14 protein-coding genes are annotated in these 12,491 nt (G+C 68.1%); 8 read left to right on the top strand and 6 right to left on the bottom strand.

All coding sequences use genetic code 11. The features are described 5' to 3' along the window. Positions 1-107: 107 nt before the first annotated feature. The 3 genes from ACSVDD_RS05690 to ACSVDD_RS05680 all read left to right on the top strand — a co-directional run bounded on the left by ACSVDD_RS05690 (position 108) and on the right by ACSVDD_RS05680 (position 2,168). The gene (locus ACSVDD_RS05690) at positions 108-1,136 is read left to right on the top strand and encodes an agmatine deiminase family protein (protein ID WP_448188317.1); all 1,029 of its coding nucleotides are present in this window, start codon (positions 108-110) and stop codon (positions 1,134-1,136) included. 113 nt (positions 1,137-1,249) lie between these two features. Continuing rightward, positions 1,250-1,513, top strand: a complete 264-nt coding sequence (locus ACSVDD_RS05685) for a hypothetical protein (RefSeq protein ID WP_448188316.1) — start codon at positions 1,250-1,252, stop codon at positions 1,511-1,513. 85 nt (positions 1,514-1,598) lie between these two features. Beyond that, positions 1,599-2,168 carry a DUF1345 domain-containing protein gene (locus tag ACSVDD_RS05680; RefSeq protein WP_448188315.1) on the top strand — a complete coding sequence of 190 codons (570 nt, stop codon included), beginning with the start codon at positions 1,599-1,601 and terminating at the stop codon, positions 2,166-2,168. A 65-nt stretch (positions 2,169-2,233) separates the two neighbouring features. Here ACSVDD_RS05680 and ACSVDD_RS05675 read toward each other — a convergent pair whose 3' ends face one another. Next, entirely contained in the window at positions 2,234-2,869 is a 636-nt protein-coding gene (locus tag ACSVDD_RS05675) for an ATP-dependent Clp protease proteolytic subunit (protein ID WP_448188314.1), read from the bottom strand. A 226-nt stretch (positions 2,870-3,095) separates the two neighbouring features. Between ACSVDD_RS05675 and ACSVDD_RS05670 the strand changes: the two genes are divergently transcribed. Both ACSVDD_RS05670 and ACSVDD_RS05665 read left to right on the top strand, forming a co-directional pair. After that, positions 3,096-3,950, top strand: a complete 855-nt coding sequence (locus tag ACSVDD_RS05670) for a glycosyltransferase family 2 protein (RefSeq protein WP_448188313.1) — start codon at positions 3,096-3,098, stop codon at positions 3,948-3,950. Positions 3,951-4,008: 58 nt separating this feature from the next. Continuing rightward, a complete protein-coding gene (locus ACSVDD_RS05665) occupies positions 4,009-4,320 on the top strand; it encodes a polyhydroxyalkanoic acid system family protein (RefSeq protein WP_448188312.1) in 312 nt (103 codons plus the stop codon). Positions 4,321-4,330: 10 nt separating this feature from the next. Here the strand turns inward: ACSVDD_RS05665 and ACSVDD_RS05660 are convergent, their stop codons facing one another. The 3 genes from ACSVDD_RS05660 to ACSVDD_RS05650 form a co-directional block, all read right to left on the bottom strand. Continuing rightward, positions 4,331-4,648 carry an STAS domain-containing protein gene (locus ACSVDD_RS05660; RefSeq protein ID WP_448188311.1) on the bottom strand — a complete coding sequence of 106 codons (318 nt, stop codon included), beginning with the start codon at positions 4,646-4,648 and terminating at the stop codon, positions 4,331-4,333. Between the two features lie 14 nt (positions 4,649-4,662). Then, positions 4,663-4,821, bottom strand: a complete 159-nt coding sequence (locus tag ACSVDD_RS05655; RefSeq protein ID WP_448188310.1) for a hypothetical protein — start codon at positions 4,819-4,821, stop codon at positions 4,663-4,665. A 166-nt stretch (positions 4,822-4,987) separates the two neighbouring features. Further along, positions 4,988-5,785, bottom strand: coding sequence for a phosphodiesterase (locus ACSVDD_RS05650; RefSeq protein WP_448188309.1), 798 nt, complete (start codon positions 5,783-5,785; stop codon positions 4,988-4,990). Between the two features lie 104 nt (positions 5,786-5,889). Between ACSVDD_RS05650 and ACSVDD_RS05645 the strand changes: the two genes are divergently transcribed. The 3 genes from ACSVDD_RS05645 (at position 5,890) to ACSVDD_RS05635 (ending at position 10,721) form a co-directional block, all read left to right on the top strand. Beyond that, entirely contained in the window at positions 5,890-6,270 is a 381-nt protein-coding gene (locus ACSVDD_RS05645; RefSeq protein ID WP_448188308.1) for a hypothetical protein, read from the top strand. A 154-nt stretch (positions 6,271-6,424) separates the two neighbouring features. Then, the gene (locus ACSVDD_RS05640; RefSeq protein WP_448188307.1) at positions 6,425-7,597 is read left to right on the top strand and encodes an efflux RND transporter periplasmic adaptor subunit; all 1,173 of its coding nucleotides are present in this window, start codon (positions 6,425-6,427) and stop codon (positions 7,595-7,597) included. A gap of 4 nt (positions 7,598-7,601) precedes the next feature. Continuing rightward, on the top strand, positions 7,602-10,721 hold the full coding sequence (locus ACSVDD_RS05635; protein ID WP_448188306.1) for an efflux RND transporter permease subunit: 3,120 nt from the start codon (positions 7,602-7,604) through the stop codon (positions 10,719-10,721). 87 nt (positions 10,722-10,808) lie between these two features. Here ACSVDD_RS05635 and ACSVDD_RS05630 read toward each other — a convergent pair whose 3' ends face one another. Further along, positions 10,809-11,690, bottom strand: coding sequence for a hypothetical protein (locus ACSVDD_RS05630; RefSeq protein WP_448188305.1), 882 nt, complete (start codon positions 11,688-11,690; stop codon positions 10,809-10,811). A 254-nt stretch (positions 11,691-11,944) separates the two neighbouring features. Further along, on the bottom strand, positions 11,945-12,364 hold the full coding sequence (locus ACSVDD_RS05625) for a bacteriohemerythrin (protein WP_448188304.1): 420 nt from the start codon (positions 12,362-12,364) through the stop codon (positions 11,945-11,947). Positions 12,365-12,491: the final 127 nt, after the last annotated feature.

Genomic DNA, 12,491 nt, shown 5'->3' with positions numbered 1-12,491 from the left:
CTGCCGAATAGGGGAGGGGCATGGACCTCCCCATTGCCAAAACGCCACACCGGTGGTTAGGTCATGGCAGGCTGGGCCTGCCCGAAAAAGGTCACAGGAGGGACTGCATGACGACCCCGGCGGCGGAAGGTCTTCACATGCCCGGCGAGTGGGAGCCCCACGCGCGTTGCTGGATGGCGTGGCCCTGCCGCGCCGAGACGTGGCCGGCCGGTGAGGACGGCGACGGCCTGGAGGCCGCCCGAACCGTCTATGCCGACGTCGCTCGCGCCATCACCCGGTTCGAGCCGGTGACCATGGTCTGCGACCCCGTCGACGTGGCCGAGGCGTCGCTGGCCTGCGGGCCGGGCATCCAGATCCTGCCACTGCCCATCTCCGACAGCTGGATTCGCGACACCGGCCCCAGCTTCGTGGTCGGCCGCAACGGCCGGGTGGGCGGCGTGCACTGGCGCTTCAACGCCTGGGGCGGCAACTACGCGGATTGCGCCAAGGACCAGGAGGTCGGCCGCCTCGTGCTCGACCACCTCGGCCTGGAGCGCTTCGCAGCACCGCTCGTGATGGAGGGCGGTTCGTTCCACGTGGACGGGCTGGGCACGCTGCTGACCACCGAGCAATGCCTGCTCAACCCCAACCGCAACCCGACCCTGTCCAAGGCCGAGGTCGAGCGGCACCTCAGGGACTTCCTGGGTGTCTCGACGGTGATCTGGCTGGGCCAGGGCTATCAGGACGACGAGACGGACGGGCACATCGACGAGATCGCCTGCTTCGTCCGCCCCGGCGTGGTGCTGGCGCTGACCACCGACGATCCGACCGACGCCAACTTCAAGGCGTTCCAGGACAACCTCGACCGCCTGAAGAAGGCACGCGACGCCCAGGGCCGCGAGTTGGAGGTCATCCCGATCCGCCAGCCTGCCCGGCGCGACCAGAACGGCGTGCGGCTCACGCTGTCCTACACGAACCTGTACATCGCCAACGGCGGCGTGGTGATGCCGGCCTTCGAGGACCCCGCCGACGACGAGGCTTATCGCATCGTGCGCCGTGCCTTCCCCGACCGTGAGGTGATCCAGATCGCCGCGCTGGACATCGTGCGCGGCGGCGGCGGCATCCACTGCATTACGCAGCAGCAGCCAACGGGATGAGGATTCCAGCCATCCTCCGGGATTCCTGCGGTGCGGCGATTCGTTCCTTGTAATTGCACAGGTGCAGGCGTACTTTTCTTAACATGGACTTAACACCCGCCGTCGCGCCATTTGTGGCGAAACCCCAGCAGCCGATCTCGCAATCGGCGCAGGCGGCGTTGTCTCCGGCGATGGCCGCGGCGCAGGCCACCGTCTCGGTCACCCGGACCCAAACCATCCAGGCACCGCAGGCCACCGGCAAGACGGAAGGCTCGCGGGAAACCCGCTCGGGCACCGACACCGGGCATTCGGTGGACACCGGCGCCAACGTGGCGCAAGCCCGTGGCAACCACGGCGGCCACCCGCCGCGCGGCTCGCTCCTCGACGTCAGCGTCTGACGCTTTCCGGCTGCCCATGCTGCCGCCATTTCGACATCTGCGTCATCGGCCGACCCTCCTCACCGCTCTTGCCGTTGCCTGCGTTGTGGACGCCGCGCTGCTGCCGGTCGTCCCCAGGCCAATCACGGCTCTGCTGATCGGCTGGTGCATCGGCGTTACCGTCTATATGGCAATGACGCTGCGCCTGATGGCAAAGGCCAGGGTGGACACCATCCGCCGGCGCGCCAGACTGCTGGAGCAGGGGCGGGGCAGCATCCTTGCCGTCATCGTGACGACGGTGGTGGCGGCGCTGGCCGCCATCGTGGTGGAGATTGCCCAGAGCCGCGGAACCCCCAACGCCGTGACCGGCGCCGCGCTGGGCGGGCTGACGATCCTGCTGTCCTGGGCCTTTCTGCACGTGGTGTTCGCCCAGCACTACGCGCACGACCACTGGCTGGGCGAGCCGACGCTGGAGTTCCCCGGCACGCAGACGCCGGACTATCTGGAGTTCCTGTACTTTTCCTTCACCATCGGCATGACGGCGCAGGTCTCCGACGTCACCACCAAGGCGGCGGGGGTGCGGCGGCTGGTGCTGCTGCACGGCATCCTGTCGTTCCTTTTCAACACCGCCATCCTCGCCTTGGGAGTCAACATCGCGGCGGGGCTGTTCGGGTGAGGGAAGGCGAGCGGGCATAAAAAATCCCCCTCTCCGGGTGGAGAGGGGGGCTCGGCGGCGGACGGCTACTTCAGCTCGTCCATATTCCCGATGATCTTGCTGACGATGCCGTACTCGCGGGCTTCGTCGGCCATCATCCAGTAATTGCGGTCGGTGTCCTTGGAAACCCGCTCCAGCGACTGGCCGGTTTCCTCGGAGATGATCTTGTTCAGCCGCTCGCGCATGCGGATGATTTCCTTCGCCTCGATGGCGATGTCCGTCGCCCGGCCACCGGTTCCGCCCAGCGGCTGGTGGATCAGGAAGCGCGTGTTCGGCAGGCAGAAGCGGTTTTCCTTCTTCGCCGCCAGATAGATGTGGCAGCCCGCGCTGGCGACCCAGCCGGTGCCGAGCATCTTCACCTCGGGCTTCACGAAGCGGATCATGTCGTGGATGGTGTCGCCCGCCTCCACGTGGCCGCCCGGCGAGTTGACGATGACGCGGATCGGGTCATCGTTCTCCGTCGCCAACGCCAGCAACTGCGCGGTCACACCCATCGCCAGCTTCATGTCGATCTGGCCGAAGATCAGGACCGTGCGAGCCTTGAACAGGTTCTGCTGAACGGCAGCGAAGGGGGGCTGGGCGCTTTCCTTCGACTTTTCGTCCGGCTCGGTGCCCGGCTCCTCGGGATCGTCGTCGAACCGGTAGGTTCCGGCGTGCGCCATCTTCTTGTCTCCCTGGTGTCGACCTGATGTCAGTCTCGCTCGTGCGGCGTACGCACGTCCACTCCCCACATAGCCCGTCTTGGCCCCCGGTTCAACGCCCCGCGGACGATTGCGCGCTCCGCTGCTTCAATATACGCGCCCGCATCATACACGATCAGCCTCGTTGACAGCACCCCGTCGCCCGCCCGCTAATGACGGAGGTTTGCGGCGTGGCCGGGGGGCGGTGATGGAGGGGGCTGGCGTCTCGGTGATCATCCCGGCCTACCGGGCGGAGGCGACCATCGGCCGCGCCGTGCGCAGCCTGCTCGCCCAGACCTGGGATGCCTGGGAGGCCGTCATCGTCGCCGACGACGGCGCCGACTACCGCTCCGTGCTCGCCGCCGAGGGGCTGGCCGACCCGCGCCTGCGTTTCGTCTCCACCGGCCGCACCGGCAGCGGCGCCCCGGCCGCCCGCAACGCCGGGCTGCGCGCGGCGACCCTGCCGCTGGTGGCACCGCTCGACGCCGACGACCTCTGGGCGCCGGACCGCCTCGCCGTGCTGGCGCCGCTGGCGCTCGAGCACGGGGCGGCGGCCGACAACGTGGCGGTGGTGCGCGACCGCGACGGCGCAGCACTCTCCACCCTGTTCCCGCCGGGCGAGGGCGTGGGAAAGCTGACCGCCGCGCACTTTCTCGCCACCTCGGTGCCGATGTTCTTCGTGCTGCGCCGCGATGTCTGCCCAGACTGGCCGGAGGACGTGAATTTCTGCGACGACGTGGTGTTCAACGTGCTGGTGCTCGACCGGCTGGGGGCGATCCCGCTGGCCCGCCGGGCGCTCTGCGAGTACCGGCAGCGCGAGGGCTCCATCACCTTCGCCGCGGATGCCGGCGCGCGGGCCGAACAGTGTTACCGGCACGTGCTGGACCGGCTGGCTCTCGACGGCTTCGGCATTCGGGACGAGTCCCTGCGCTGGGCCTTTGTCGCCGCCGTGGAGGCCAAGCGCGCGCTCAACGCCGCCTACGAGGCGGCGCACTCCGCCGGGCGCTGCGCCAATTTCCAGGAATTCATAGCCCAGGATTTCATAATGGGGCAGGGACGTTAGGAGCAAAACCCCGCCTCCCGCTGTTCACAAGGCACGCCTTGACGGAGCCGGACACGCCATGAGCAAGCCTTTGATCGTCACCATCCCACACCAGCTCGGCAAGCAGGGGGCGAAGACACGCATCCAGGACGGACTGGGGCAGGCGCGTGCGCAGCTCGGCGGCCTCGGCGCCACGGTCGAGGAGCAGTGGAACGAGGACCAGCTGGCGTTCAGCGTCGCCGCGCTCGGCCAGACGCTGACCGGCCGCATCGACGTGTACGAGGAATCCGCCCACGTCGAGGTGGACCTCCCCTGGGCGCTCGCCCTGCTGGGCGGCAAGATCCGCGACCGCCTTCAGAAGCAGGGCACGCTGATGCTGGAGAAGAAGTAGCCGCCCGCGCTCAGTCCTCGATCACCATCAGCGTGTTCATGCGGGTCACCTCCAGCACGCGGCGGACTTGGCCGGTGGCGGCGCGCAGGACCAGAATCTTGTTGGCGCGCTTCATCTCCTCGCTGGCGATCAGCAGCATGCCCAGACCGGCCGAGTCGATGTGCTGCAATGCGCTCACGTCGATGACGTGCCGCGGCGCGCGGTGGCGCAGAATGCCGTCCAGCGTCGCGCGCATGGACGGGTAGGTCTCGAAGGTCAGGCGCCCGTTCAGATAGGAGATGTCATCGTTCCGGCGCACGTGGCAGGACTGCGTGCTGGCGGTGTCCATGCGTGTTTCCTCGGTCAAGGGGAGGTGCGGCGGGCGGCGAGCGCCGGTGACGACGCCGTCAGTTCGTCGAGCGCCCGCTCGAAGCCGATGACCGCGCGGACATAAAGGCCGATGGCTAAGGCGCACACGCCGATGCTGGCGAGTACGGCGAAATCCGCGAGGGTCGGGGACATGGTGGCTCCATGGCAGGAGAGGTCCCCAGCGAATACGCAGCTTTCGTGCCAAATGCAGGCCCCGCCCTGCACAAGGTTTCCGTCGGCGGCGGTGCTCCGACATTTCCATAAATTGGAAGCAGATCGGCGCCGCCCCCGAATTTGGGAACACCCCGGTATGCGGGCGTCAGGGGAACGGGCGGGCCTGGAACTCCGGTCCGATGAAGCTCAGATGGGTGATCAGTCCGTCCTCGGGGGTCCAGCGGTGCAGCGCCACGGCCGGCGTCTCCGTGGTCCAGCGGTAGGGTGCCTGCACGCGCAGGTCGAGCGCGATCTGGTGCGCGGTCGAGGGCGCGGAGAACGCCACCACGCCGCCCCAGCCCACGGTGACCGGCCGGTGCGCGTGTCCGCAGACGATGCCCAGGACGTTGCGGTGCTGTGCCAGCAGCGCCGCCAGCCCCTCGACGCCGAAGCAGCGGATGCGGTCCATGCCCTCCAGGCCGGTGCGGAAGGGCGGGTGGTGCATGGCGATCAGCGTCGGCTTGCCCGGCGCCTCCGCCAGCCGCTCGGCCAGCCACGCCAGCCGCCGCTCGCACAGCCGGCCCTCGACTCGGCCCGGCTCCTGCGTGTCGAGCAGGATGACGCGCAACGGGCCGTCGTCCACGGTCTGGTGCAGGAACTCGCCCTGCATCGGCACCCAGCCGCGCGGCCCGAAAGTGTCCCGCAGGCCGGCGCGGTCGTCGTGGTTGCCGGGAATGGCGCGGCAGGGCAGGGCGAGCGGCGCCAGCAGTTCCGCCAACATCTCGTACTCGGCCGGTGTGGGCGTGTTGGCGAGGTCGCCGGTGATCAGCACGAGGTCCGGTGCCGGGTCGAGCCGGTTCAGGTGCGCCACCGCGGCGGCGAGGTGCGCGTTGGTGTCCACCATCCCGAACGCCACGGTGTCGCGGGGAGTGACGTGCAGGTCGGTGATCTGGGCGATCAGCATGGCGGGGCTCTCCGGTGGCGTGCCTCCAGAGATTGCCAGCATCGCGCCACAGGGCAAGGGAAGGTTCCGTTAACCAATACAACGGTATGCTCGCGGGCAGGATGATGGACACCTCCCGCCTCCTCGCGACCGAGAAGTATTGGCTGAAGCGCGCCCGTGTGTGCCTCGCCATGGTTCCCGACGCCGTGCCCGAACTGGCCGCGCGGGTGGCCGGGGATGGCACCGTGCTGGCCGACCTGCGCATCGAGGACGGGCTGATCCGCGCCGTGCTGCCGGCCGGCGGCGCGCCATGCTGCTGCCGTGGCGTCGATCTGGAAGGTGCCTGCGTGGTTCCGCTGGAGGAGGGCGGATTGCTGCGCTCCGGCGCGCCGGCCGATCTGCTGATCGACCGCGGTGCGCGGCGGCTGGTGCTGCGCGGCGGCGCCGTCTCGACGGAAGGCTGCGACCTGGAGGTCGTGTGCTGCTGCACGCCCGCGACGCCGTAAAGCGGACCTTCCGCATTCGGCCATCCGGCCTAGATCCTCTCCAAGTGTCTCGACATCGGAACTGAACTGAACGATATAGTTCAGTTCATGGCGGCCACCCCTGCGGTGCGGCGCCCAACAAGACACGCGCTTCCCCCCGGTTCACGAGACATCCATGCGCCCTTCTCGCACCCTCGCGCTTCTCATCCTCGTTGCTGTCGCCGGCGGGGGGTACTGGTACTTCATCAAGAACGGCGGCAGCCTGGATGCCTTGGTGGCGCTCGTGAAGGGCGCGCCGGCAACGGGCGGCGCATCGGCGCCTCCGGGCGGCAAGCCGGCCGGCCCCCCCGGCGGCATGCCGCCGATGCCGGTGGAAGCCGTGCCGGTGCGCGTCGGCGCGGTGGCGCGGACGATCACCTCCGTGGGGTCGCTGCTGTCCAACGAATCTGTGGTGATCCGCCCGGAAGTCGCCGGCCGCATCGCCGACATCGCCTTCAAGGAAGGCCAGCGCGTCGCCAAGGGTGCCGTGCTCGTGCGCCTCGACGACTCGGTGGCGAAGGCCACGCTGGCGCAGGCGCAGGCCAGCATCGCCTTCGACAAGGCCGAGCTGGCGCGCGCCGAGGAACTGTTGAGCCGCAACGCCGGTCCGGCGCGCAACCGCGAGCAGGCCTACGCCAAGCTCCAGGCCGATCAGGCCGCCGTGCAGCTCGCCCAGGCGCAGCTGGAGAAGCTGACCGTCACGGCGCCGTTCGACGGCGTGCTCGGCCTGCGCAAGGTGTCGGTCGGCGACGTTGTCGCGGCCGGCAAGGACTTCGTCAATCTGGAAGCCATCGACACCCTCAAGCTCGACTTCCGCGTGCCCGAGGCCTACCTGCCGGCGGTGAAGTCCGGCCAGAAGCTCGCCGTCCTGGTGGACGCCTTCGGCGGCCGCAAGTTCGAGGGCGAAGTCTACGCCATCGACCCGCTGATCGACGTGAACGGCCGCGCGCTGGCGGTGCGCGCCCGCGTGCCCAACACCGATGGCGCGCTGCGGCCGGGCCTGTTCGCCCGCGTCACGCTGACGCTGACGGTGGACCAGAACGCCGTGCTGGTGCCCGAGCAGTCGGTGGTCGCCTTCGGCACCGACCAGTTCGTCTTCAAGGTGGTGGACGGCAAGGTGGCCCAGACCAAGGTCAAGCTCGGCGACCGCCGCAACGCCGAGGTCGAGATCGCCGAAGGGCTGAAGCCCGAGGACGTGGTCGTTACCGCCGGCCAGCTGAAGATCCGCGACGGCGCGCCGGTGATGGTCATCGACCCGACCAAGCCGCCGCCGGGGCCGCCGGGCGCCGCGCCGGGCAAGGGGAGCTGACGCCATGGTGTTGTCCGATATCTCCATCCGCCGGCCGGTCCTGGCGACGGTGATGAGTCTGGCACTGATGCTCATCGGCGTCGTCTCGTACCAGCGCCTGTCGGTGCGCGAATACCCGAAGATCGACGAGCCCGTCGTCACCGTGGAGACCACCTACAAGGGCGCCTCGGCCGAGATCATCGAGAGCCAGGTCACCCAGCCCATGGAGGACTCGCTCGCCGGCATCGAGGGCATCGACGTGATGTCGTCGATCAGCCGCCAGGAGAAGAGTCAGATCACCGTGCGCTTCCGCCTGGACCGCAACGTCGACGTGGCGGCCAGCGACGTGCGCGACAGGGTGGGGCGCGTGCGCGCCATGCTGCCCAACGAGATCGACGAGCCGGTCATCGCCAAGGTCGAGGCCGACGCGCAGCCGATCCTCTATCTGGCGTTCTCCTCCGACCGCCACTCGCCGCTGGACGTGACGGACTTCGCCGACCGCTACGTCAAGGACCGCTTGCAGAACCTGCCCGGCGTGGCGCAGGTGCGCATCTTCGGCGAGCGGCGCTTTTCCATGCGCATCTGGCTCGATCCGCAGCGCATGGCCGCCTACAAGATCACGCCGCAGGATGTCGAGAACGCGCTGCGCAAGCAGAACGTCGAGATCCCCGCCGGCCGCGTCGAGAGCAAGGCGCGCGAGTTCACCGTGGTGTCGGAGACCGACCTGCGCACGCCCGCGCAGTTCGAGGACATGATCCTGCGCGACGTGGACGGCTACCTCGTGCGCCTGAGGGATGTCGGCCGGGCCGAGCTGGGCGCCCTGGACGAGCGCGTCAGCGCCCGCTTCAACGGCCGCGCCGCCGTCGCCATTGGCGTCATCAAGCAGTCCACCGCCAACCCCTTGGATGTGTCGAAGGCGGTGCAGGGCGCCTTGCCGCTGATCCAGGCGGCGATCCCCGAGGGCATGGGCGTGGACGTCGCCTACGACAGCTCGGTGTTCATCTCGCGCTCCATCGACGCGGTGTTCAAGACGATCTTCGAGGCCATCGGTCTGGTGGTGCTCGTCATCTTTTTCTTCCTGCGCTCGTTCCGCGCGACGCTGGTACCGCTGGTGACCATCCCGGTTTCGCTGGTCGGCGGCTTCGCGCTGATGTACGCCTTCGGCTTCTCCATCAACACGCTGACGCTGCTCGCCATGGTGCTGGCCATCGGCCTCGTGGTGGACGACGCCATCGTCATGCTGGAGAACATCTTCCGCCACGTCGAGGAGGGCATGCCGCCCTTCCAGGCGGCGCTGAAGGGCTCGAAGGAGATCGGCTTCGCGGTGGTGGCGATGACCATCACGCTGGCGGCCGTGTACGCCCCGATCGGCTTCATGACTGGCCGCACCGGCCGCCTGTTCACCGAGTTCGCGCTGACCCTGGCGGGCGCGGTGGTGGTGTCGGGCTTCGTGGCGCTGACGCTGTCGCCGATGATGTGCTCCAAGCTGCTGCACCACGAGACCAAGCACAACATCATCTACAACCTGATCGAAGGCATCCTGAACGGCCTGACCAACGGCTATCGGTGGCTCCTGCGGCTGTCGCTGCGGGCGCGGCCGGTGGTGCTGCTGATCGGCATGGTGGTGGCCGGCGCCAGCTACACGCTGTTCACCAATCTCAAGTCCGAACTGGCGCCGGTCGAGGACCGCGGCACCATCATCGGCATTGCCATCGCGCCGGAAGGCTCGACGCTGGACTACACCCAGCGCTACGCCACCATGATGGAGGGGATCTTCCGCTCGGTGCCGGTTGTGGAGAAGTTCTTCGTGGTGGTCGGCTTCCCGGTGGTCAACCAGGGCATCGGCTTCGTGCGCCTGATCGACTGGGACCAGCGCGACGTGAAGCAGCAGGCGATCACCGCCCAGCTGTTCCCCAAGATGTTTGGCATCCCCGGCATCCTGGCCTTCGTCGCCAACCCGCCGTCCCTGGGCCAGAGCCCCATCGACAAGCCGGTCAACTTCGTCGTCCAGACCACGTTGTCTTATCCCGAGCTGCAAAAGCTGGTCGACGCCCTGATGGCCGAGGCGCGCAAGAATCCCGGCATCACCAACATCGACACCGATTTGAAGCTGAACAAGCCGGAGCTGCGCATCTCCCTCGACCGCGACAAGGCGGCCGACATGGGCATCGACGTGGAGACGGTGGGCCGCACGCTGGAGACCTTCCTGGGCGGCCGGCAGGTGACGCGCTTCAAGAAGGAGGGCAAGCAGTACGACGTCATCGTCCAGGTCGCCGACGTCGACCGCCGCAACCCCGACGACATCGCGTCCATCTACGTGCGCGGCGCGCCACCGGCCGCCACCGCCACCGGGGTGACCAGCACCATGGGGCCGATGGTGTCGCTCGCCAACCTCGTGAAGATCGAGGAGCGGGTGTCGCCCAAGGAGCTGAACCACTTCAACAAGCTGCGCTCCGCCACCATCACCGCCACGCTGGCGCCGGGCTCGTCACTGGGCGAAGCGCTGTCGTACATGCAGGAGGCGGCGGGGCGGGTGCTGCCGGCCACGGCGCAGACCGACTACGCCGGCCAGAGCCGCGAGTTCCGCGAGTCGGCTACGGGTCTGTACTTCGTCTTCGTGCTGGCGCTGGCGTTCATCTATCTGGTGCTGGCGGCGCAGTTCGAGAGCTTCATCGACCCGTTCGTCATCATGCTGACGGTGCCGCTGTCGATGACCGGCGCGCTGGCGGCCTTGCTGTACACCGGGGCGACGATGAACGTGTACAGCCAGATCGGTCTGGTGACGCTGGTCGGCCTGATCACCAAACACGGCATCCTGATCGTCGAGTTCTCCAACCAGCTCCAGCGCTCGGGCGTGGACATCCGGAAAGCGGTGGAGGAAGCGGCGGTGTTGCGCCTGCGGCCGATCCTGATGACCACCGGTGCGATGGTGCTCGGCGCGGTACCGCTGGCATACGCGCACGGGGCGGGCGGCGAGAGCCGGCAGGCCATCGGCGCGGTGATCGTCGGCGGCATGATGCTGGGTACGCTGCTGACGCTGTTCGTGGTGCCGACGGTGTACAGCTACATCGCCAAGAAGAAGCCGTTCCCGACCGACGAAGAAGAGGCCGCCGGCTACGGCGCGGCGCACCACCCGGCGGAGTGAACCACACCGTGCCCGTCGCGCTTTCCAAACGGGAGCGCGGCAGGCACGGTGCGGCCGTACCAAGCCATCGCGCAGACCTCCGAGCGCTTACTTCCTGGATTCCAGCAGACGGATGATCTCGGGGATGCGGGTCGAGAAGATCGTGATCTTCAGTCCCGGTCCCATCGGCTCGTCTTCGTCCCGCAGGACGCCTTTGTACTTCGCCAACTTCGCTTTGCCGAGCGTCGTGTTGGCCAGCATGTTCTGGTCGTAGTCTGCCAGCGTGCTCTTGTAGGCGACGTTCGTTGCGGAGACTTGCGGCACGATCTCCAAGGCGTCGGTGCCCTGCAGCGCATCCAGGGAACTGAAGTGCTCGTCGAGGACGCCGGGCATCAGCTTGTCCGAACTTCCGCCGCCGTTGTCGCCGAACTTCTTGCGCAACGCTTTCTGTGCCCGCGCCTTGTTCTTGCTGTAGAACGAGCCGAACACCTCGCCCAGCATCTCGACGACGACCTTGACGATGGCGGCACCGGTCGGATGCACCTCCAGGACGCCCAATGGGCCGCCCTGTTGTTCCCGGGCGACCATGTACTCGTAGACCTCGGTCAGCGCGGCGCACATATCCTTTGGATTCAGGCCGGGGCCGTCCCCTTTCGCATCGACGTGCAGGTCGGCCTTGTTGGGAGCTTTCTCGTACGTGCCGCGGACGAGGCCCCAGCGGATCGGAATGTTGTCGGATGGCAAATTGTTGGCCAACATGCGCTGGATGGTGCCGGAACGGCGCGGTGCCGTCGCATGGCGCGCCCTGGGGGCGTGCATCTGCGGTGATCCGGCCGCGGCGCCGGCCGGTGCCGGCTTGGCTTGGACGGGTGCCGGCCCGAACCGGGGCGGCGGCGGAGCCACCCCGAGTCCGGCGCGCGCCGCGACCGGCTTCGCTTGAACCGGCGCCGCTCCGAAGCGGGTCGGTGGCGGAGCCGTCCGGCGCGCCACTGCCGCGCTCTCCGGTGTCGGCTTGGCTTGGACGGGCGCCGGCCCGAACCGGGTCGGCGGGGGAGCCATCCCGTGCCCGACGGCGTGTGATCCCGGTGCCGGCTTGGTCTGGGCCGGCGCCGGTCCGAACCTTGTCGGTGGCGGGGGAAGCCCGCGGTTCATGGCGTGCCCCCGGGCGGGTGCGGCGTGCGCCGTTCCGCGGTCAACCGGTTCCAGAGAAAAGCCTTCATGATCGCGTCTCTCCCCGCCGGAGTTCACCCCGCCGTCGTGGCGTTCTCGTCCACCATGTAGGGTTTGTACTGCTTGTCGGTGGTCTGGATGTGCTCGATCAGCCATTCCTTCAGCAGCAGGATCAGGTCGATGCGCAGCATCATCGTCTGGTCGCCGCGCAGCTCGCGGCGCAGCTTCTCGACCTCGTCGACGAAGTAGCGGTGCGCTGCCTTGTGCGCCTCCATGTCCGGGAAGGCGTGGCGCTCCATCAGCGCCTCCTCGCGGCGGAAGTGCACGTCCGTGTAGTCGCACAGACCTTCCAGCAGCGTGATCAGGTCGTCCTTGCTCTTGGTCGACACGCCGGTCTTCAACAGGCCGTTGAACATGTCCAGCAGCCGCTTGTGGTCGTTGTCGAGAATCCCGACGCCGACACTCATCGAATCATCCCAGACGACGTGATCCATCCAGCCCGTCCTCCCCGCAGTTCGTGCGCCGCGCCCCTTGTGAAAAGCTTAGATTGGGCACTCTGCGGCATACAAGGCATATTCCAAGCGGCAAAAGCCCGCAGGCTCTCTTCCGGCCGGCGCCGCG

The sequence above is a fragment of the Azospirillum terrae genome, assembly GCF_053470425.1.
Note: the sequence above shows the minus strand (reverse complement) of the source record. Positions and strands in the feature narration are given on the sequence as shown.

Bases quoted from the DNA above. Each gene is read 5' to 3' on its own strand.
- ACSVDD_RS05690 (WP_448188317.1), top strand. From the start codon at position 108: ATGACGACCCCGGCGGCGGAAGGTCTTCACATGCCCGGCGAGTGGGAG.
- ACSVDD_RS05635 (WP_448188306.1), top strand. From the start codon at position 7,602: ATGGTGTTGTCCGATATCTCCATCCGCCGGCCGGTCCTGGCGACGGTG.
- ACSVDD_RS05665 (WP_448188312.1), top strand. From the start codon at position 4,009: ATGAGCAAGCCTTTGATCGTCACCATCCCACACCAGCTCGGCAAGCAG.
- ACSVDD_RS05645 (WP_448188308.1), top strand. From the start codon at position 5,890: ATGGACACCTCCCGCCTCCTCGCGACCGAGAAGTATTGGCTGAAGCGC.
- ACSVDD_RS05640 (WP_448188307.1), top strand. From the start codon at position 6,425: ATGCGCCCTTCTCGCACCCTCGCGCTTCTCATCCTCGTTGCTGTCGCC.
- ACSVDD_RS05660 (WP_448188311.1), bottom strand. From the start codon at position 4,648: ATGGACACCGCCAGCACGCAGTCCTGCCACGTGCGCCGGAACGATGAC.
- ACSVDD_RS05675 (WP_448188314.1), bottom strand. From the start codon at position 2,869: ATGGCGCACGCCGGAACCTACCGGTTCGACGACGATCCCGAGGAGCCG.
- ACSVDD_RS05670 (WP_448188313.1), top strand. From the start codon at position 3,096: ATGGAGGGGGCTGGCGTCTCGGTGATCATCCCGGCCTACCGGGCGGAG.
- ACSVDD_RS05655 (WP_448188310.1), bottom strand. From the start codon at position 4,821: ATGTCCCCGACCCTCGCGGATTTCGCCGTACTCGCCAGCATCGGCGTG.
- ACSVDD_RS05625 (WP_448188304.1), bottom strand. From the start codon at position 12,364: ATGGATCACGTCGTCTGGGATGATTCGATGAGTGTCGGCGTCGGGATT.
- ACSVDD_RS05650 (WP_448188309.1), bottom strand. From the start codon at position 5,785: ATGCTGATCGCCCAGATCACCGACCTGCACGTCACTCCCCGCGACACC.